At 48.5% G+C, this 19,038-nt stretch carries 20 protein-coding genes; 2 read left to right on the top strand and 18 right to left on the bottom strand.

Annotated features, from left to right (window positions below; all coding sequences use genetic code 11):
* Positions 1-15 precede the first annotated feature (15 nt).
* Complete coding sequence (gene lrpC, locus BXO87_RS16930; RefSeq protein ID WP_007410180.1) at positions 16-450, bottom strand: transcriptional regulator LrpC; 435 nt, start codon at positions 448-450, stop codon at positions 16-18.
* A 174-nt stretch (positions 451-624) separates the two neighbouring features.
* Here lrpC and BXO87_RS16935 point away from each other — a divergent pair, with 174 nt between their 5' ends.
* A complete protein-coding gene (locus BXO87_RS16935) occupies positions 625-915 on the top strand; it encodes a DUF3817 domain-containing protein (RefSeq protein WP_003156265.1) in 291 nt (96 codons plus the stop codon).
* A gap of 37 nt (positions 916-952) precedes the next feature.
* On the opposite strand, the gene BXO87_RS16940 is transcribed toward BXO87_RS16935, so the two are convergent.
* From BXO87_RS16940 to BXO87_RS16980, 9 genes are all read right to left on the bottom strand, one after another.
* A complete protein-coding gene (locus BXO87_RS16940; RefSeq protein ID WP_007609475.1) occupies positions 953-1,762 on the bottom strand; it encodes a lipid II flippase Amj family protein in 810 nt (269 codons plus the stop codon).
* A 497-nt stretch (positions 1,763-2,259) separates the two neighbouring features.
* A complete protein-coding gene (locus BXO87_RS16945) occupies positions 2,260-2,682 on the bottom strand; it encodes a pyridoxamine 5'-phosphate oxidase family protein (protein WP_003156270.1) in 423 nt (140 codons plus the stop codon).
* Positions 2,683-2,688: 6 nt separating this feature from the next.
* Positions 2,689-3,312 carry a GNAT family N-acetyltransferase gene (locus BXO87_RS16950; RefSeq protein ID WP_038456983.1) on the bottom strand — a complete coding sequence of 208 codons (624 nt, stop codon included), beginning with the start codon at positions 3,310-3,312 and terminating at the stop codon, positions 2,689-2,691.
* A gap of 87 nt (positions 3,313-3,399) precedes the next feature.
* A complete protein-coding gene (locus tag BXO87_RS16955; RefSeq protein ID WP_038456982.1) occupies positions 3,400-3,903 on the bottom strand; it encodes a D-lyxose/D-mannose family sugar isomerase in 504 nt (167 codons plus the stop codon).
* 12 nt (positions 3,904-3,915) lie between these two features.
* A complete protein-coding gene (locus tag BXO87_RS16960; protein WP_038456980.1) occupies positions 3,916-4,776 on the bottom strand; it encodes an SDR family oxidoreductase in 861 nt (286 codons plus the stop codon).
* Positions 4,777-4,934: 158 nt separating this feature from the next.
* Entirely contained in the window at positions 4,935-6,449 is a 1,515-nt protein-coding gene (locus BXO87_RS16965) for a class I adenylate-forming enzyme family protein (protein WP_038463619.1), read from the bottom strand.
* 222 nt (positions 6,450-6,671) lie between these two features.
* Positions 6,672-8,756, bottom strand: a complete 2,085-nt coding sequence (locus tag BXO87_RS16970) for a BglG family transcription antiterminator (protein ID WP_038463616.1) — start codon at positions 8,754-8,756, stop codon at positions 6,672-6,674.
* Positions 8,757-9,055: 299 nt separating this feature from the next.
* A complete protein-coding gene (locus BXO87_RS16975) occupies positions 9,056-9,958 on the bottom strand; it encodes an aldo/keto reductase (RefSeq protein ID WP_038456976.1) in 903 nt (300 codons plus the stop codon).
* Between the two features lie 114 nt (positions 9,959-10,072).
* Entirely contained in the window at positions 10,073-12,076 is a 2,004-nt protein-coding gene (locus BXO87_RS16980; protein ID WP_038463613.1) for a penicillin-binding transpeptidase domain-containing protein, read from the bottom strand.
* Between the two features lie 156 nt (positions 12,077-12,232).
* Between BXO87_RS16980 and BXO87_RS16985 the strand changes: the two genes are divergently transcribed.
* Complete coding sequence (locus tag BXO87_RS16985; RefSeq protein WP_003156282.1) at positions 12,233-12,553, top strand: antibiotic biosynthesis monooxygenase family protein; 321 nt, start codon at positions 12,233-12,235, stop codon at positions 12,551-12,553.
* Here the strand turns inward: BXO87_RS16985 and BXO87_RS16990 are convergent.
* The 8 genes from BXO87_RS16990 to BXO87_RS17025 form a co-directional block, all read right to left on the bottom strand.
* On the bottom strand, positions 12,524-12,739 hold the full coding sequence (locus tag BXO87_RS16990; RefSeq protein WP_369719110.1) for a YczI family protein: 216 nt from the start codon (positions 12,737-12,739) through the stop codon (positions 12,524-12,526). The genes BXO87_RS16985 and BXO87_RS16990 overlap by 30 nt on opposite strands.
* A gap of 195 nt (positions 12,740-12,934) precedes the next feature.
* Entirely contained in the window at positions 12,935-13,576 is a 642-nt protein-coding gene (gene lipC, locus BXO87_RS16995) for a spore germination lipase LipC (RefSeq protein ID WP_007609458.1), read from the bottom strand.
* 64 nt (positions 13,577-13,640) lie between these two features.
* Positions 13,641-14,390, bottom strand: a complete 750-nt coding sequence (locus BXO87_RS17000) for an IclR family transcriptional regulator (RefSeq protein WP_038463610.1) — start codon at positions 14,388-14,390, stop codon at positions 13,641-13,643.
* A 17-nt stretch (positions 14,391-14,407) separates the two neighbouring features.
* Entirely contained in the window at positions 14,408-15,415 is a 1,008-nt protein-coding gene (locus BXO87_RS17005) for a 5-oxoprolinase subunit C family protein (RefSeq protein ID WP_139337734.1), read from the bottom strand.
* A 2-nt stretch (positions 15,416-15,417) separates the two neighbouring features.
* Complete coding sequence (gene pxpB / locus BXO87_RS17010; protein WP_017419259.1) at positions 15,418-16,149, bottom strand: 5-oxoprolinase subunit PxpB; 732 nt, start codon at positions 16,147-16,149, stop codon at positions 15,418-15,420.
* Between the two features lie 29 nt (positions 16,150-16,178).
* On the bottom strand, positions 16,179-16,973 hold the full coding sequence (locus BXO87_RS17015; protein WP_038456969.1) for a putative hydro-lyase: 795 nt from the start codon (positions 16,971-16,973) through the stop codon (positions 16,179-16,181).
* Between the two features lie 4 nt (positions 16,974-16,977).
* The gene (locus BXO87_RS17020) at positions 16,978-18,192 is read right to left on the bottom strand and encodes an NRAMP family divalent metal transporter (protein ID WP_029326223.1); all 1,215 of its coding nucleotides are present in this window, start codon (positions 18,190-18,192) and stop codon (positions 16,978-16,980) included.
* A 22-nt stretch (positions 18,193-18,214) separates the two neighbouring features.
* Positions 18,215-18,979, bottom strand: a complete 765-nt coding sequence (locus tag BXO87_RS17025) for a 5-oxoprolinase subunit PxpA (RefSeq protein ID WP_007609444.1) — start codon at positions 18,977-18,979, stop codon at positions 18,215-18,217.
* Positions 18,980-19,038 lie beyond the last annotated feature (59 nt).

Below are 19,038 nucleotides of genomic sequence, written 5' to 3' on the forward strand. Positions count from 1 at the left end.
TTCCTCACGCTCTCTCTAATCGAGGACGTTTTTTGTGTCAATTTCTGAGAAAATGACGTGGGTCACGGTTTGGGCATACGGAGAGGTGCGGTTAATGAAGTGTTCGATCGTTTCCAGGCTGTCCGCGTTCATCTTCAGCATATAACACGCCGCCCCGGCGACCCGAAAACAAAATTCAATGTTGGGAATGGATTGAATGTAGGTTTTGAATTGATCGTATTTTCCGTTTTTCACCGTCGCTTCGACAATGCAGGAGACGGGAAGCCCGATCTTTTTTTGATCAATGTCCAATGTATAGCGCTTAATAACGCCGAAAGATTCAAGCTGTCTGACACGCTCTGTGACGGACGGGGCTGACAATTTGATTTTTCTGCCAAGCTCCCGCATGGACAGGCGGCTGTCCCGCTGCAGCTCTTTAATGATGCTCAGATCAACATTATCTAGTTTCATGACTGTAGTCCTTCCTTACCCTTTTGGCTATATTATCAAGAGAAATCCGAAAAATGACAAGAACAACAGGCTGAATTAATAAAGGTTTTTTAGGAACTGACGCGAAATGGTCATATTAGGACTGCCCTTTGCTTATAGTATAGAGGAAAAAGATGTCCGACAGGAGGGAGCTGTATGTTACACACGCCGATCGGCAGACTTCGCACGATGGGGTTTATTGAAGGAATGTCGCTTTTGGTGCTGCTGTTTATCGCGATGCCGCTGAAGTATTGGGCTCATCATCCGCTCGCCGTCACCATTGCCGGTTCCATTCACGGCGGTTTGTTTATCATTTATCTGGCGGTGCTGGCGTATGCGGCGTTTACTGTCAAATGGCATGTGAAATGGTCAGCCGCCGGTTTTATCGCGGCCTTTATTCCGTTCGGTAATTTTATTTATGACCGCGGCCTGAGAAATTATCAATAAAAAAACTCCTCTGCAGAAGAGGAGCTTTTTTCATGCGTTACATCCATTTCGTCACCCAGGCAATATAATAAGCGCCGGGGATGAACACGAGCTGGGCGAGAAGCGTGCCCGCCACCCTTGATGTCACCATCGTCAATGATGTCCATTTTAAGGAGACGTAGCTGCGCTTACCCTTCGCCACATCGTCTGCCAGTACGGATACTTTCGGGTCAACAAACACAGCCAATAGCATAGTCGCAACTCCGTTGATTAAGCCTGATGCCATCACGGCCGTCGTGCTGTGCTCAGGCGCCAAAAGGCCGGCGTACAGAGCGGACAGAACGCCGATCGTGTAAATAGACGTAATGACCATATTAATGACAAACAAGCGTTTCGGAATCATTCGGAATTGAAGCCCCTTTAAATAGGAGACTGACGGCCGTCTGATATAAGAACGCGCATGCTTCAGCCCGTTCAGTGAAAATCCTTTTTTAAATACCTGCATGACGGAGCCTCCTCCGTCCGCCAAGTGTATAATCGCCCTGGTGAATAACGCGACGAATGTCGGCAAAAGACAGATGCCGAGTATCGTTCCGACCGTGGAGCCGAATATTAAAAATCGAAACTGGGCGCCCACAAGAGACAGGGCGTTTGATCCGGCAGCATCAATCAGATGTCCGGTAAACGGCTGCTGAACCATGTTTGACATGCGCGACACGATGACCATGACATTAAATAATGACAGCGCGGACGCGATAAATCCGACTCTTGCGCCGGAAAGGCGTGTTGCATAGGCAAGCGTTTCAATCGAATGTATCAGCAGCAGAAAACAGAAGATAAACAGTACTTGTGAAGTAATAACGTGCAATGTATGATTCCTCCAAATCTTTTCTACTGATTAGACTCTGCAGACTGCGGCGAGGTTTCGGCCGGTTACATAAAAAAACCGCCCGGATGCCCGGCGCGGTTTTGTCTTATTCTTTTCTTACGCAAATAAATAATATATGGTTGCCCGCCTTAGCCCGCGGGTGATTCGTATAAACAGTTCCGACAGAATCATTCTTCGAAAGTAAACACCATGGAAGTTCTTGAACACAAGACAACGAAAGCCCTACCTCTCAATCGTCACTGCGGCTCCGAAGCCGCGCCGGTGTGAATTGTAAAACAAAAAGTCTTTTTTCCATCTCTTCGTTAGGGGCGAATGTCAGAAGGAAAAGAATAAGCTCAGCTTTTTTTCAAGCTGTCCGTTGAAGCCTGAAGCTTCTATATCAAAACAGAAAAAAGAAGTTTACTTTCTTTTTTATTTGCATGTTGTCACTTAGCAATTAAGTATAACAGATTGCCCCTGAATAATCAAATGATTTATTAAAGTTCCAGCTCGGCCGGCGTTTTTTCACCCGCGTTCATGAGCTTGATCTGCTTCGGTTCAATTTCCAGAATCACAAGGTTCGGATCGTCTTTTCCGTCAAACCAGCGTTCCAGTTTCGGATCCCACAGCTTTTCTTTTAAATCGGCTGAGTTGTTCAATTTGGCGGTTCCGGCCACTTCCACATAAGCGTCACCGAATCCTTCACAGTCATACCCTAACAGAATATGAACATTCGGATTGTTTTCAATTTCTTCCGCTTTATGAGTGTCTTTGCTCGTCGGCGTGTAAATCGTTAAGCCGTCATGGAAAAATGTCATGTAGCGTGAATGCGGTTTGCCTTGCTCTACCGTCGCAAGCGAACCGACTTTATGATGATCCAGTACTTCAAGCACTTTTTCTTTGATTTCATTTTGATTCATGAAGAATCACTCCTTTTTAACGTCTCCGCTGTTACTTTTCCACATTGGGGAGACATTTAAACCAAGAAATGTGCTCTTCTGCCGATCTTCGCTCCATTCCCGCTTCAGCATGCTGTAGTTCACCGTGTCATGATAGGCGCCCTGTACGAAAATGCCTTCTCTCGTCAGTCCTTCTTTCTGAAATCCGAGCCGTTCCGCCACCGCCCTGCTTTTCGTGTTTTTTTCAGCCGCGCTGATCATGATGCGGTTCAGGCCGAGATCCTGAAATGCATGGGTGATGACCGCCCGGCAGCTTGCGGTGATAATGCCGAATCCTTCATGCTCTCGATCCAGCCAGTAGCCGATCTCTGCTTTTTGATTGACTGGATCGGCATTATGGATGCTGATCATGCCGCAAAACCGGCCCTTCACAAAAATTCCGGCGTCAAACCCATTCTCTTCCGCGTATTTATAGCGCCATTCGGGGATGATCACATCTCGGTACGTATCGATATCAGCCAGTTCTTCCGCCCAGCTGAGCCATTCGCTGAGATGGTTTTGATTTCGCTTCATAACAGAATACAATTCGTCCGTATCTTCTTTGGCAAGCAATCTGATCGTCAGATGTTCCCGGATTTGACAGGAAAACACGACCGCACCTTCTTTCCTTTATTAGCCATTATACAGGTAAATTCACTTTTTTCCATACAAAAAAAGATGAGGCGTGCAGCCTCATCCTTAAATGCGCGGGTCAGTGAAAACATCGTGATCATCCGTGCTTGTCGATGACATTTCCGTGACGACCGCCCCTTCTTCTCCCGCTTGAAACCAATGCTTCGTATCCGGCGGAATGGTGTATTGTCCGCCCGGCTCAAGCACAATCTCATGCCAGACGGTGTAGTATTCCTTGTCTTCTTCCGGCGGGAGGACGCTTGGGTTCTCTGTCTTTTCGCCTTCCACGTAGAGATACACCTTCCCCCAGCGGCAGCGGAATGTCTCTTGTTTTCCCTTCTCGCTGCCGACCGGCGGATGGCGGTGTTCCGGACACGTCTGGCGCGGGAAGAGCACCAATTCTTTCGAACAGTAGCGGTCTGTATTCACGTAAATAAACAGCTGAAGCCCGGTTTCCTTAAGCTTACCTAAACCGTAATCCATAATTTGAATGTCTTCGACTTCATCATCAGTCAGAACGATTCCCGCTTTTTGATAGTATGCATTCACATCATGTTTCGATATCGTCATGCTTCAGCCCCCTTATGTGTTTACAAATCCGCCGCCGTTGACATGCAGCGTCTGCCCGGTCATATAAGATGATTCATCTGAGGCCAAGAGCACATAGCAGCCGACATGTTCAACAGGCTGGCCTGCCCGGCCCATCGGCGTAGTCTGACCGAAGGAAGCGACTGTTTCTTCTGAGAATGTCGCCGGAATGAGCGGTGTCCAGATCGGCCCCGGCGCCACGGCGTTGACACGGATACCATCGTTGACGAGCGCTTGCGCCATGGATCTCGTAAAACCGTTAATTGCGCCTTTCGTAGCCGTGTAGTCAATCAGCTGCGGATTGCCAATATAAGGATTAATGGATGTCGTATTGATGATTGCGCTGCCCGGCTTCATGTAATCAATCGCTTTTTTAGTCAAATAAAATTGTGAGTAAAAGTTTGTTTTAAAGGTTCTGTGAAGCTGGTCGCTTGTGATGTCTTTAATGCTTTCTTTCGGATGCTGTTCCGCGGCGTTATTCACGAGAATATCAAGACGCCCGAATTCTTCAACCGTTTTTTCAACGGCTTCATTACAAAAGTCTTCCTCACCGACATCGCCGGGGATTAACAGACATTTTACGCCTTCTTCTTCCACTCGTTTTTTTGTATCTTCCGCATCACCGTGTTCATCAAAATAGACGATCGCGACATTCGCGCCTTCCTTCGCGTAAGCAACCGCTACGGCGCGTCCGATACCGCTGTCGCCCCCTGTGATAAGTGCAGTTTTCCCTTTTAATTTGTCAGCGCCTTTATATTCTTTGTATTCGTAAACAGGCGCCGGATTCATTTCGTTCTCAATGCCCGGCTGGCGATTTTGTGATTCCGCCGGGAATTCCTTCGGATAGTTTTCCATGTCAAGTTCCTCCTTCTTGTTCGATCTCATATTTCTTGTCTACCTCGTCAGTCTTCCGGATAAACATGAATGAGACAGTTCAAAATGTTTTCGGAGTAAAATGTTTCACATGGAACGCAAGAAAAAAACCCGGCTGGCAGCCGGGTTTTTGTTTTCAATTATGAACGGACCGCTTGTTTGCGGAGCACGTCTTTTCTCACTTTTCCAAGGTTGTTTTTCGGAAGTTCGCTGACGAACTCAATGTCCGGAATTTTAAAGGCGGCAAGACGTTCTTGAAGGAAACGGGTCACTTCTTCTTCTGTCAGGCCTTCTCTGCCGTTTGTCACGATGAACGCTTTCGGCTTTTCGCCGTAGAGCGGATCAGGGATACCGACAACCGCCGTTTCGAGAATGCCCGGCACTTGCTGAATGACCTCTTCAATCTGGTCGGGATAAATATTGTCGCCGCCGTAGATGATGACATCTTTATAACGTCCGGTGATAAAGATAAATCCGTCTTCATCCACATAGCCGGAATCGCCGGTATGGAACCAGCCGTCTTTCAGCACTTTTCGTGTCGCTTCTTCGTTACCTTCGTAGCCTTTGAATAAAAACGGACTTTTCACAACGACTTCTCCGATTGAACCTTGCGGAAGGAATTCACCTGTTTCCGGATCTACAACGCGGACGTCCACTTCTTCCATCGGTTTACCCGCGGAAGCGGCTTTATCCATTCCCATTTGCGGATTCCAAGAGCTGATGCCCCACGCTTCCGTGCTTCCGTATCCGTGCATGAGCGGAATGCCGATGTCGAGATACTGTTGGATCAGACTGCTTGGCACCTTTGTTCCTCCCGTCATCATATAAACGATAGAAGACATGTCAGTCTGATGCGTTTCCCATGCTTTCAGCAGGTATGTGAAATAGACTGGCAGCGCCATGATGGTTTGAATTTTCTCTTTTTCGATGAGCTTCAAGTTTTCCACAGGGTCCTGATTGTCGGTCATAATGAATGTCGTTCCGCTCATCGTACCGACCATCTGGCAGATAATCGCGCTCGTATGGTAATTCGGATGGCATGCTAAGAAACGGACATGCTGCATTCTCCCCGTGTAAGCCAATGTCGCGTTTACGTAGTTGTATATGCCGCCGTGAGTGATCATGCAGCGTTTCGGATTGCCGGTTGTACCTGAGGTAAACATCAGCAATGCCGTATCGTTTTCAGACACCGTTTCGACGTCCGGTGTTTCACCGGAGCCTGTCAATAAAGCGTCAAACTGAGGCGTTGTCTCCGCAGCTGTTCCTGTTACGACCTTCAGTTTAAGAGAAGATGCAAGCGCAGGAAGCACTTCTTCCATGATCTCTTTAAATTCAGTGCCGTAAAAAACAGCTTTCGGTTCACAGGCTGCTAAAATGCCCTTCATTTCGTAAGGTGTTAATTGCCAGCTGACCGGCACAACCACCGCGCCGATTTCGAGTGCCGCAAACATGACAATGGATGCCGCGTGGCCGTTTTTGCAAAGCATCGCCACTCTGTCGCCTTTTTTTATTCCTTTATCAAGAAGCGCTTGTGCAAGCTGGTTGATTCGTTTTCGATATTCCGCGTAGGTCAGGGTATGCGCACCGCTTTTTACAGCTTCGATCTCTTCGCTATTTGAAATGTCATGCAGAATCAGATGCTGTAATGTCTCCATATTTTCATCTCCCATAATGATAAATCACAAAAAAACTCTGTCAGATTTTCTTTCTCACGCAACCCATTTTAAACCAAAAAATATAACTTGTAAAACTATTTTGTTTTAGAACTATTCCATCGGTGAATGATACAATAGTCCCGTGTTTTTAGTTTCTTCCCTTCCCCTTACCCTCATACATGCATAAAAAAACACACCCCACATGAGGTGTGCGCTTCCTGTTTACCGCTGTCCTTTCTCCTGAATAAAATGATAAAACAGCTTGTTTAAACGTTTGTATAAATCGGCTTCATCCTCCGTCTGGAAGGCTTTTATACTGTCTTCGGACTCGATGATGGCCGAACTGACCGCACTTAGTATTTCCGACCCTTCAGCGGGCATATCAGCCGGCGCCATCATCACCAAAGCGCGGTCGACGGTCAGGGAATTTCCGTCCATGCCTTTGACACTGCATGGAGCTGTCAAATCATAAATTTTGAAAAAAGGCGTGACAATTTCTTCATTTTTGAGATGGTACAGGGCCATCGCCGTTCCCGGAATGCCGAGTCCGCCCTGTCGTTCACGCTCAGCAAGGCACTGTGCGGTTTTTCGGGCATTATGAACCAATCCTTCTTGCTCCAGCATGGCAAACAAATGATCTAAAAACAGTTCGTACTCCGTGTTTGAATCAATCGATTTGATCGAAAAGTTCCGCAGCACGCTTTGGATAACCGCCGCGTAATGCGCCATACGGCCGGCCGCTTCCAGCATATCAGGCGTCTCCGGCTGCTTCTCTTCTCTTTTACCGTTTCTTTTTTTGTCAAGAATCAGCGGAATCTTTCTTTTGATGTACTGCTTGACCTGATCAGCGTCTTCTTCGTTTAAAAGCGGACTGACCATGACGTAATCAATGTTTTCATACGGGATCGGAACGGTGGATACGATCATGTCATACGCGGTGATGTCTCGATCCTTCAGTTCGATGAGGGAAGACATATCAAAGGAACGGATTTCCGGAAGCTCTTTTTTCAGCCTGGACGCGAGCATTTTGGACGATCCGATGCCGCTTGAACAGACGATCAGCGCTTTGATCTTCGCTTCTTCCCGTTTGATTTCCAGAGCGGAGCCGAAGTGAAGAACGATGAAAGCGATCTCATCATCAGAGAAAAGAAGCCCCGGAAAGAATTTTTCCATTCCTTCTTCTACGGCCATGTACAGCAGAAAGTAGTCGCGTTTAATTTGCTCGGTCATCGGATTGTACATGTCGATATTTTCTTTTACCCGGTTGATCGCAGGCTCCAGATGGGCGATTAAACCGTCGTATAAAGAACCGTTTTCCGTCAGATCAATTTTAATTTTTTCAGAAATGAAGCCGATCAGCTGCTTCGTTTGCAAGGCCGTTTCAACCTCTATGTCTTCCGGTTTGAATTCCGTTTTGTATTTGCGGTTGGCGCTCCGCAAATGAATGGTGATATAACCGATCTCAGCTTCCGGAATTGAAACGCCGAACGCTTTTTCAAGCTCTTTTGCCATTTCCAGCGCAGAGCCGTACTCCTTCGTCTGCTGCAGCGCTTTTAGTTCCGAATCCTCCATCGTGATGGTTTCTCCGAGCCTGATCCGGTCCATCGCAAAGGTTAAATGAACCGCAAGCGCCATGTATGAGCTGTCAGATAAGGCGATCGCGATTTTTTCCTTGAGCTGTATTAAGAGCCGGTCCATTTTCAAAAGTTCCGCTTTATTTACGACGCCGAACATTTTTTCAGCATCGTCCGGTTTTCCTTTAATATTCAATTCAACCGCTTCCAAAAAGCTTTGAATATCAAGGCGGTTGACGATGAGATTGCCGACGATTTTCCGTTTCGCATTTTCCGGCCCCGTCAGCTGAATGCCGAAGCCCCTTTTTCGGATCAGCGTCAAGCCGAAGGGCGCAATCCAAGTCTCCAGCTCATCCAGGTCATAGCTGATCGTCGCGTTTGTCACTTGCAGTTCGTTCGCCAGACTGTAGAGCTTAATCGGCTCTTGAGACTCTAATAGTGAACATAGAATTAAAAGTTTCCGCTCCTCAGCGCTGTATTCATACTGTTCATAGGACAGGTCTGACAGGAGTTTTTGTTTGTCCTCCGGGTTTCCTACCGCTTTCAGTCCTTTGCCGGGCTGTTTATCAAGTGCCAGACCGAATGATTCCATCATCGGTTTGATTGTTTTTAACTCGCGGTGAACGGTTCTTGTGCTGACTTGTAAAGCTTCCGCCAGTTCATGCACTGTCTCGTACCGGTTCTGCAGTAAAAGATGTTTCATTAATTTTTGTTCTCTCGCTGTCATATACATGAAACGCGCCTCCAGATTTTCTAGTTGTGAGAAGTATGGCATATGGGGAGTGCTGCCGGGGAAAGTGGTGTAAGTTATAATATAAAACGCTTTCAATGATTATTCAACCATTTTCAAATGGCAATTTGGCACTGGGCCGTGTGACAGTATTGAAAAAGAAAAATGTGTCAGATAATATGCCATGACGCTTGTTACTCTTGATCCGCACGGCTATACTTCAAAGTGACCTTACTTGTTTTTAGACATTGCACACCACATAAACAAACGCCCGGAAGATACCTTCCGGGCGTTTGTTCTGTTTATGGAATATCGCAGCCTTGGACACCGGTATAAATCCGGAACCACTGATCATGGCTGAGTTTGTACGCGGATGCACGCACCGCGGCGGAAATGCGGTTCTCTTTTCCGCTGCCGACAATCGGCATGATGTCTGCCGGGTGGGTGAACAGCCATGCGTACATGACTTCGTCAATGGAAGCGGCGCCGATTTCTTCCTGTACGGAACGAAGCGCGGCACGGATTCGGAGGTCCTTATCTGATTGTCCGGTAAAGACGCTCCCGCCCGCAAGCGGTGACCACGCCATCGGCGGAATGCGTTTTTCCTGACAGAAATCCAGCGTGCCGTCATGAATATTTTCCAGCTCGTACGCCGAGATTTCAATTTGGTTTGTGATAAGCGGATCATCCAAATAGGATTCGAGCATTCTGTACTGGTGCGCTTTAAAGTTCGACACCCCGAAATATCTGACCTTTCCCGAGCTTTTCAGCGCGTGAAACGCTTCAGCCACAGCCTCCGGGTCCATAAGCGGGTCCGGTCTGTGAATGAGCAGCACGTCCAGATAATCCGTATTCAGATTCAAAAGCGACTGCTCCGCCGACGCTAAAATGTGAGACTTCGATGTATTATAATGATGCGACTTGTTTCCGGGCCGTTCCGGTGATTCAATGACAATCCCGCATTTTGTGACGATTTCGATTCGCTCCCTTATTGAAGGCGAAAGGGACAAAGCGCCACCGAACAGCTTTTCACACGTATAACCGCCGTATATATCGGCATGGTCGAAGGTGGTGATGCCTTGGCTGATACACCATTCAATCAGATTCAGCAGCTCTCCGTCTGAAACATTCCATTCGTTCAGACGCCAAAGCCCGTGTATCACTCTTGAAAATTCCAGGTCTTCAGCCAATTGAATGCGCTGCATGTGAAATCCCCCTTTTTTCTTAGAGCCTCTTGTATCTCTGTTTTCAGGAATTGCCCATGCTGTTTCATTCTGCTTCGGCAGCCGATTTTCCTTTCAGCCCGCAAAAATCGTCATTTAATGATTCTGAAACTGCTTTTTCGCTTTTTCAACGACGTAATGGCTTCCGCCGCGTTTTTTGACGTCTTGAATCATCATCGCGATCAAAAGGTCTTTCTTTTTATAATCGTAACCGACAAACCAGCCGTTTTCTTTGCCGTCTTTATCTTCTTTAGACGTTTTCAGCTCGGCTGTACCGGTTTTTCCGGCTACGGTAATGCCGCTTACGGCCGGCTGATATGCAGAGCCGCGCGGATCTTCAACGACGCCTCTCAGCCCTTTTGTGATTTCTTCGGCGTTGGCTTTCGATACCACTTGCTTATGCCAGATTTGCGGTGTTTTTTCTCCGTCTTTGATCAATGTCGGTTTGACGAGATTTCCGTCTGTTACAAATGCGGTATAGTCAGCCGCTAAGTGCAGCGGAGACATCATCATCTGCCCCTGGCCGTAGCCCGTATCTCCGAGAAGGATCTCGGAATCAAGCTTGCCGTTAGCGATTGAAGACTTTTCAATCGGAAATTGGTACGGAATCTCTTCATCAAAGCCAAATGTTTTTAATCCTTTTGTAAACGCGTCCGCTCCGGCATCTATGGCATTTTGCGCAAAGTAGATGTTGTCCGATGTGATCAGCGCGTTTTCGAGATCCACTTCATTCAGGCGCTCTGATACGCGTGTGACATGGTAACCGCCCCAGCTTGAATCTTTCTGCCACTCTTTTCCGGTGATTTTTTTCTTTTCTGACGCTTTCAATGTGCCGTTTGTCAGGCCGACTGCCGCGGCAATCGGTTTAATCGTTGATCCCGGCGCATAGAGTTTGTTGAATTTCGCTGAAAACGGATTGTTTTTATCTTCATTCAGCTTTTTCCATTCTTTGCCGCTCCAGCCGAAAATAAAGCCGTTCGGGTCATAAGACGGTGCGCTGACGAGCGCGAGTGTCTCTCCCGTTTGCGGTTCGAGGGCGACTGCCGCTCCGCTGTCATCTTTCATAGAATCATACAGCTTCGTCTGCGTTTTCATGTCAATCGTTACATGAATATCCTGCCCGCTTTCGGCTTTCTTTTCAGCAATGACCTCACCTGTTTGCGGGACGTAAATTTTCCAGCCGGCCGTGCCGCGCAGCTTGTCTTCATATACATTCTCAAGGCCGGCGATGCCGATTTTGGAAGTATCACTGTATTGGCCGTCTTTCGCTTTTTTCAGCTGCTCCGCTGTGATGGTTTTAATATAGCCGGTCAGATGGGCCGCTTTTTCGCCGTACGGATAGTAGCGGGAGCTGACTTTCGTTTTCGTCACGCCGTCTAATGCGAGCAGGCTTTTGACCTTGCTTTCATCATCCGGTCTGATTTTTTGAATCGGGACATAGGAGTCGTCTTTTACCCAGCCCTGGTTCAGTTTGCTTTTGATATCGTCTTCAGAAAGGTCCAGTTTTTCAGACAGTTTTTTGATCACGCTGTCTTTATCCTTACCGAGTTTTCCAGGGATAATGCCGATTTCCGGCACCTCGGTATTCACGGCGAGACCTTTTCCGTCTTTGTCGTAAATTTGTCCGCGCTTCGGTTCTTCATTTGCGATCTGCACGGTTTTGTCATCGGAAAGCTGTTTGAAAATAAAAGAAGGATTCCAGTCGATGTTCCATGATTCTCCATCGTCTGTTTTTTCCTTTTTCAGGACGGCCGTGTTTTCAAAAGCGACCTTCCCTGCTTTTGTATCCATGCTGACCTTATAATCGATGTGCTGGAGGTCATCTTTTTTCTTGTCGTCTTCGTCCTGTTTTTCGGCAGTGACTTTCAGATTTTTGACCCCTGCTTGTTCATAAATGGTTTCATATCGTTTTACAAAATCCTTTTTGGATAGCTTTTTCTTTTCATCCTGGGTGAGACTTTGGTACATCTTATCGTAATGACCGCTGTTCCAGTCTTTTACGAAATCTTTCATTCTGTCTTCGGCCGATTCCGTTTTCGAGCAGCCGATCAAACCTATGATTCCTGCGAGTAAAAGTAATAGGTATAACCCTTTTTTCACTGTCTATTCCCCTGCCTTCCAACTGTTATTTTCTCCTAAACCAAATCAGGCTGGCAAGGATTTTTTTCTCATAGTGTTTAAAATTTTTTTGTTTTTCCGGCCATCACGGGCCATATTCTTATACAATGTATCTATTAAAAAAAGGGGGAATTTCAGATGATCAGAGAAGCAGCCATGCTTTATGTAAAAGAAGGTCTTGAGGGGGAATTCGAAGAGGCATTCCGCCGGGCGGAGCCGATTATCGCGGGTATGAAAGGTTATCTGTCCCATTCCTTGTCCAAATGTATGGAAAAGACGCATAAATATTTGCTGCTTGTGGAATGGGAGACATTAGAAGATCATACAAAAGGCTTTCGCGGATCGCCGGAATATCAGGAATGGAAAGCCTTACTGCACCGTTTTTATTCACCATTTCCCGTTGTGGAGCATTTTCAGGATCTATCAGACTCAGATCGCGTGAAGCGTAAAACCGATTAAGGAGATTGACCATACAAAAACGGCGGTATAGATATTGAATTTCCCGGAGCCGTCGTTTTCTTTCCGTTTTTCCTCCAGCCCCTGAATGAACATGACCGCACCGAGAAACACGAGCATAACCGGCTGTATGACAGAGGTATGTTCCGCATACGTAAATGCGGCGGCCGCAAGTATAATAATCAGCATCGCGAGTGACAGTTTTAAGGCGCGCAGCAAAGCAATCCATCCTTTCTGTTATCATTTTTTGAACACAATTCTATTTCTGTCTTTATCCCCCATTATTCTAGCGTATTTTTTGCGCGGATAGAACGAAAGTCGGACAATTTTAAGTTTGTTTTAAGGAGCACGAAAAGCGCGCTCCCGATGAAAAGGAGCGCGCGGTTATGAGCGGGCGAGGCTTCCGTATCCGAGCCCCCGCAGGACGCATGCCATGACTTCATATCCCTTGCTGTTGGGATGTACGCGGTCATGAGAGAGATATTCATTCATTTTTCCTTTGAAAGCGCTGTGGACGTCGGCGATTTTGACGTGCGGCGCCGATGCGAGTGTGCTGAGGTGCGCATTATAAGAGGATATCCATTTTTCTGCAATGGAGATGCCCGGGAAAGGATTGTATAAATTGAAAACGCGGATCTCATAAGGAGACGGGTGCGGCCCTTTTAAGGCAGCGATCTTGGCTATCATCTTTTCAAAGTTCTCATGGCAGTGACTGGACACGCTGGTGAACACCGAAGCGTCCGATGTTTGCTGATATGCCTGAACCGAATCGATCAAATCGTTGCCGCAGCCTGTAATCGTAATCATATCAGCAGCCTGAATCCGCCTCTGAATGTACGGCAAGGACATAAGCCCGAGAATTTCTCCCGTCTCAAGGCCTGATTTGGCAAAGATGGATACGTCGGTTCTTGTCTGTAAATCTTCTGCCATCATACGCCCGAACCGCTGGACAAAACCGGCGGAAAACGGCCCGGATCCCCTTCCCGTCGTCAAAGAATCCCCCAGCGCCGTATAAACAAGTCCCATTTACTTTCCTCCACTCGTTACTATCGATATTGTAATGTACGCGAGTGAAGAAAAATTGGCTCGGTCAATAACCCAATTTCTCAGAAATATGCTGTGCGGCGTTTTTGACCTTTTCGGTTAAATACGGCAGCCTGTCCTCTGAAAACCGGGCTTCGAAGCCGGCGATGCTGATTCCGGCAGCCACCTTACCTTCGTGATTGAAAATCGGCGCCCCGATCGCCGCCGTGTAATCTTCTAATTCCGAATAGCTGATCGTAAAACCTGATTGTAAAGATCTTTCAATAGATTGAAGCAGTTCAGCCCGATCCGTCATCGTGCCTGAGGCGATTGCGGCAAGCTTTGTCTTCTGAATGTATGTGTCAATCTCCTCTTTTGGCAGAAACGATAGAATGCTTCTGGCGCACGCTCCCGCGTACAGCGGCGACCGGCGGCCGATTGCCGTATACAGGCGGACGGTTTGGGTGCCTTCAATTTTTTCGACGTAAATAGCTTCATCCCCGTCCCTCATGATCAGCTGAACGGCCTCATCCACTTCGCCGCACAGCTCTTCCATAATCGGTTTGGCTATTTTCCTGATATCCAGACGTTCAGAGACGAGCTGGCCGAATTGTAAAAAGATCAGACCAAGCTGATAACGGCCGTCCGCCGCCCGGGTGAGAAACCCCGTTTCCTCCAGTGAGCTTGCCATCCGGTGAACCGAGGTCTTCGGCATCTCCGATAGAAAAACCAGTTCATTTAAGCTCAGGCTCGGTTCAGTCAGAAACAAATGAAGCAGTTCCATTGATTTGATGACGGTTTTGTTTTTATTTTCCATGGTCTTTAGCCCCTTTGTCAGATCAGCCATTCCATTTTGAGCCTTGCTTTCAGCTCCTTCAGCTGCTGTTCCTTCTCCAAAAGCAGCATTTCCGCTTCCTCCAGCGAAACGGCCCGGAACGTGATATGTTCCCCCGGCATCGTTTGGGCGACGAGAGGAAGATCGGCGGATATGATATGCGCCATCCGCGGATAGCCCCCCGTCGTCTGTCTGTCAGCCAGCAGAATAATCGGATTGCCGTCCGGCGGCACCTGCACCGTTCCGAACGTCACGGCCTCAGACACCATCTCCAGCGGCTCCCGCAATTCAAGCGGAGCGCCCTTCAGCCGGTAGCCCATTCGGTCGGATTGAGGCGTGACCGTATATGACTCTTGATAAAAACGCAATTTTGCTTCTTCTGTAAAAGCGTGAAATTGAGCGCCTTCAAGCACTCGTATGACCGGATTTTTTTTCAGCGGCAGAAATCCTCTGCTGCTGACAGACCAATCAGGCGCTGAGAAACCATGCTGTCCGAAAGAATCGCTCAGACGGTACGCGATTGATTCCGAACATGGCGTCATACGGCCGAGCGGCAGCTCATCATCTTTTTGCAGCGCTCTTCCGCAAAAGCCGCCGATCCCCGCTCTGACATACGTGCTTTTGCTTTCCATGACGGCGGGCACGTCAAATCCCCCCGCGACGGCGAGATATGCGCGGCTCCCCATCTTGCACGGCCCGAATGAGACGACGCTGTTTTCCTTTATCAAAACCGGTTTCCACAGAGGAGCGGGCTCCCCATTAATATGAAGGGCAAAATCAGCTCCCGTGACGGCAATAACCGCACGTTCTGAAAATTCAAAGGAAGGCCCGGGCCCCATAAGCGTAACTTCAAGCCCCGCCTCTTTTTCTTGATTTCCGGCAAGAAGATTGGCGATGCGCAGAGAGATCGTATCCATTGCGCCGCTTCCCAGCACACCGTATTTCTGATAACCCGTCCGCCCCGTGTCCTGAACCGTCGTCAAGAGACCGGGCTTTACCACTTTCATACTCATTCGGCTCCCTCCTTGATGCGGCTGTATTCCTCTGCCGTGATCCGGACGAATTTCACCGTATCGCCCGCTCTCAAAAGACTCGGCGGATGTTCTTCCGGCCTGAAAAGCCGGAGCGGGGTGCTGCCGATCAGCTGCCAGCCGCCGGGAGTGGATATCGGATACACACCGGTCTGCATTCCCGCGATTCCTACTGAACCGGCCGGGATGGACGGCCTTGGCGACGCCTTTCTCGGCGCTCTGATCCGCTCAGACATTCCTCCTAAAAACGGAAATCCCGGTGCAAATCCGAGCATATAAACGAGATATTCGCCTTCAGTATGAATACGGATGACGTCTTCCGGGGTCAGATCGTTCATCTCAGCGACCTCTTCTAAATCAGGACCGAAATCACCGCCGTAGCAAACGGGGATTTCCATCACCCGGCGCTCTTCCTGGCGGTCTGTCATTATATGACTGAGACGTTCTGTCACTTCTTTCTTGACCAGGGCAAAAGGAGAGACGCCTTTTTTTATGTTTGAGACGGCATACACATCATAAAAGATCGTTAAGCTTGTGAATGCCGGAATACATTCAACGAAGCCCGGAAACGGCCGTTCTTCCATACAGGCTGCCGCCGCATGCACCCGGCTGTTGACCTCTTCGCTGATGTGCCCGCCAAAGCGGATGATAACGGCGGAATCACCGTACGGCTGTATATCAAGCGCTGTATTTCCGCTATACTGCATCATTGTCATCACCTCGTTGTATTCTTTCTCACTTACAGGACAGCAAGCGATTCATTTCGTATATCGGTGATCAGCATGTGCCCCGGTGAATGTGTTATTACGATGTCAGGCTTTGCTTCCATGGTCACCGCCTGGGGTGTAACGCCGCAGGCCCAGAATACGGGAACTTCACCTTCCCGCACCGTTACGGCATCTCCGAAATCCGGCTGTTGCAAATCGCTGATACCGATGCTTTGCGGATTTCCGATGCGGACGGGGGCGCCGTGCACGGCGGGAAAACGTGACGTGACCTGCGCCGCCCGGACTGCAAGCCTTTCCGGAATCGGTCTCATGCTGACGACCATCTTTCCCGAAAACGGGCCGGCGGGAACACAGTCAATATTTGTTTTATACATGGGAACGTTCACGCCTTCATCAATATGCCTGATTGGAATGTGCTGATTGATAAGAGCTTGCTCGAATGAAAAACTGCAGCCGATCAAAAACCCGACATCATCATCCTTCCAATACGGCGTAATATCCGTTACCTCTTCAGTAAGCACGCCATGCCGATAAATCCTGTATTTCGGAAAGTCCGTCCGGATATCAGCTCCCTGCGCAGCTATTGCCGGAACGGGTGAACCCGCATCCGTCACGTCAAGCACCGGACAAGGCTTTTGATTGCGCTGGCAGAATAAGAGAAAATCAAAGGCAAGATCCTTTTGCAAAACGACGAGATTGGCTTGTGCGTAAGAAGCGGCCATCCCCGCCGTCGGCCCGGTCATCTGCCCCTTCCTGATCAGCTGTCTGACTTCTTCGGGGCTCATGTCACTCATATTGTTTTTCATATCATCAGCTCCATAGCTGCGGCATTTGCGTGAATAATGTATAGATGCCCATAACCGCCATGACAACCACTACGATCGCCCCTGCAATCGTGAGCCAGATCGGATGCTTGTAATCGCCGACGATTTTTTTCTTATAAGCGCCCAACAGAATCATCGCTAATGCAAGCGGCAGAATCAAGCCGTTAAGCGAACCGACCGCGACCAGAATTTTGGCAGGCTGGCCGATCGTGACAAAAATAAGAGTGGATACGATGATAAAACCGATAATTACGCCATGTGAGTGCTTTTCGATTTTTGTTGAAAATGATTTGAAAAATGATACCGATGTATAGGCGGCGCCGATGACAGACGTGATAGCGGCAGACCACATGATGACGCCGAAAATTTTATAGCCTACATTTCCCGCCGCAAGCCGGAATACAGAAGCCGCCGGATTATCAGGATCAATGCTCAGGCCCTTTGAGACGACGCCGAGCACGGCGAGAAACAGGGCAATCCGCATAATCGATGTAATCAGAACGCCTGTGATGGAGCTTTTCGTAACCTGAGGGATGACTTCTTTCCCTTGGATGCCTGAATCAAGCAAACGGTGGCCTCCGGCAAATGTAATGTACCCGCCGACTGTGCCGCCGACAAGCGTCACGATCGCCAGCACACTGATATGATCAGGCATAAAAGTTTTCACAACGGCGTGTCCGACCGGCGGAGCCGTCGTTACGGCAACATACACCGTCAATACGATCATGACGATGCCGGCGATCTGCATAAAACGGTCCATGACTTTTCCGGCTTCCTTTATGACAAAAATCAGCACCGCGACCGCTGCGCTGATTAAAGCGCCGATCTCCGGTTTGATTCCGAATAATACTTGAAGACCGAGACCCGCGCCGCCGATGTTTCCGATATTAAACGCAAGTCCGCCGAGCATGACCAGAAAAGCAATGGCATAACCGGCGCCCGGAAGCACCATATTGGCAATCTCTTGGCCGCGCTTTCCGGAAACCGCGATAATCCGCCATACATTGGTTTGCGCGAAAATGTCCAAAATAATAGAAATTAAAATGATAAAGCCGAAGCTTGCCGCCAATGTATTGGTAAACGTGGCCGTTTGCGTCAGAAAGCCGGGCCCGATTGATGATGTCGCCATCAAAAATGTCGCGCCTAAAAGAATCGACCATTTGCCGGAAGCCTTTCCGGCTGTTTTTTTCTTTTGCTCCATGCTGTCTTCCTCCCTCTGCTGCTCAGTCTTTTGCAAGCGCGCTGATTTGAATGTCTGCCGCTTTTAATTCTTTTTTGATTGTTTTTGCGAATGTGAGGGCGTGGGCTCCGTCTCCGTGAATGCAGACCGTGTCCGCTTTCAGGCTTACAGCTTGTCCCTTACGTGATGTCACCGTGCTGTCTTTCACCATTTGAATCACTTGACCGACCGCTTTTTTGTCATCCTGAATCAGCGCATCCGGCTCTGAACGCGGCGTCAGCGTGCCGTCTTCCTGATAGGTGCGGTCCGCAAACACTTCGCTTGCCGTCCTCAGTCCGATTCGATCTCCCGCTTTAATCAGCTCGCTACCGGAAAGCCCGAAAAGAATAAGCCCGGGATCAAAATGACAGACCGCCTGAGCGATGGCTTCTGACAGGCCGGGATTGACAGCGGCCATATTATATAAAGCGCCGTGCGGCTTCACATGCTGCATCTCGACACCTTCTGCTTTTAAAAACCCTGACAGCGCGCCGATTTGGTACAGCGTCAGATCATACGCTTCCTCGGGTGTAATCGCGATCTGCCGCCGCCCGAATCCCTGCAGATCGAACAGCCCGGGATGAGCGCCGATTTTCACGCCTTTTTCCGCCGCAAGCGCAACCGTTTTGCGCATCACGCTAGGATCACCCGCATGAAAGCCGCAGGCGATGTTTGCAGATGTCACATAATCCAAAATCTCTTCATCCAGTCCGATTTTATAAGCACCGAAACTCTCTCCTAAATCACAATTGATGTCAATCTGAAACATAAGACCCCTCCTGTATTGTAAACGTTTTATATTATTATCATTCCGCTATTCGGAATGAC

The organism is Bacillus sp. GZB, assembly GCF_001975995.1.
Lineage (GTDB): Bacteria > Bacillota > Bacilli > Bacillales > Bacillaceae > Bacillus > Bacillus velezensis.

What these genes read in the sequence shown, in the direction of transcription:
- lrpC (WP_007410180.1), bottom strand. Translation starts at nt 450, where the DNA reads ATGAAACTAGATAATGTTGATCTGAGCATCATTAAAGAGCTGCAGCGG.
- BXO87_RS16935 (WP_003156265.1), top strand. Translation starts at nt 625, where the DNA reads ATGTTACACACGCCGATCGGCAGACTTCGCACGATGGGGTTTATTGAA.
- BXO87_RS16945 (WP_003156270.1), bottom strand. Translation starts at nt 2,682, where the DNA reads ATGAATCAAAATGAAATCAAAGAAAAAGTGCTTGAAGTACTGGATCAT.
- BXO87_RS16955 (WP_038456982.1), bottom strand. Translation starts at nt 3,903, where the DNA reads ATGACGATATCGAAACATGATGTGAATGCATACTATCAAAAAGCGGGA.
- BXO87_RS16960 (WP_038456980.1), bottom strand. Translation starts at nt 4,776, where the DNA reads ATGGAAAACTATCCGAAGGAATTCCCGGCGGAATCACAAAATCGCCAG.
- BXO87_RS16965 (WP_038463619.1), bottom strand. Translation starts at nt 6,449, where the DNA reads ATGGAGACATTACAGCATCTGATTCTGCATGACATTTCAAATAGCGAA.
- BXO87_RS16970 (WP_038463616.1), bottom strand. Translation starts at nt 8,756, where the DNA reads ATGTATATGACAGCGAGAGAACAAAAATTAATGAAACATCTTTTACTG.
- BXO87_RS16975 (WP_038456976.1), bottom strand. Translation starts at nt 9,958, where the DNA reads ATGCAGCGCATTCAATTGGCTGAAGACCTGGAATTTTCAAGAGTGATA.
- BXO87_RS16985 (WP_003156282.1), top strand. Translation starts at nt 12,233, where the DNA reads ATGATCAGAGAAGCAGCCATGCTTTATGTAAAAGAAGGTCTTGAGGGG.
- BXO87_RS16990 (WP_369719110.1), bottom strand. Translation starts at nt 12,739, where the DNA reads ATGCTGATTATTATACTTGCGGCCGCCGCATTTACGTATGCGGAACAT.
- lipC (WP_007609458.1), bottom strand. Translation starts at nt 13,576, where the DNA reads ATGGGACTTGTTTATACGGCGCTGGGGGATTCTTTGACGACGGGAAGG.
- BXO87_RS17000 (WP_038463610.1), bottom strand. Translation starts at nt 14,390, where the DNA reads ATGGAAAATAAAAACAAAACCGTCATCAAATCAATGGAACTGCTTCAT.
- BXO87_RS17005 (WP_139337734.1), bottom strand. Translation starts at nt 15,415, where the DNA reads ATGAAAGTGGTAAAGCCCGGTCTCTTGACGACGGTTCAGGACACGGGG.
- pxpB (WP_017419259.1), bottom strand. Translation starts at nt 16,149, where the DNA reads ATGATGCAGTATAGCGGAAATACAGCGCTTGATATACAGCCGTACGGT.
- BXO87_RS17015 (WP_038456969.1), bottom strand. Translation starts at nt 16,973, where the DNA reads ATGAAAAACAATATGAGTGACATGAGCCCCGAAGAAGTCAGACAGCTG.
- BXO87_RS17020 (WP_029326223.1), bottom strand. Translation starts at nt 18,192, where the DNA reads ATGGAGCAAAAGAAAAAAACAGCCGGAAAGGCTTCCGGCAAATGGTCG.
- BXO87_RS17025 (WP_007609444.1), bottom strand. Translation starts at nt 18,979, where the DNA reads ATGTTTCAGATTGACATCAATTGTGATTTAGGAGAGAGTTTCGGTGCT.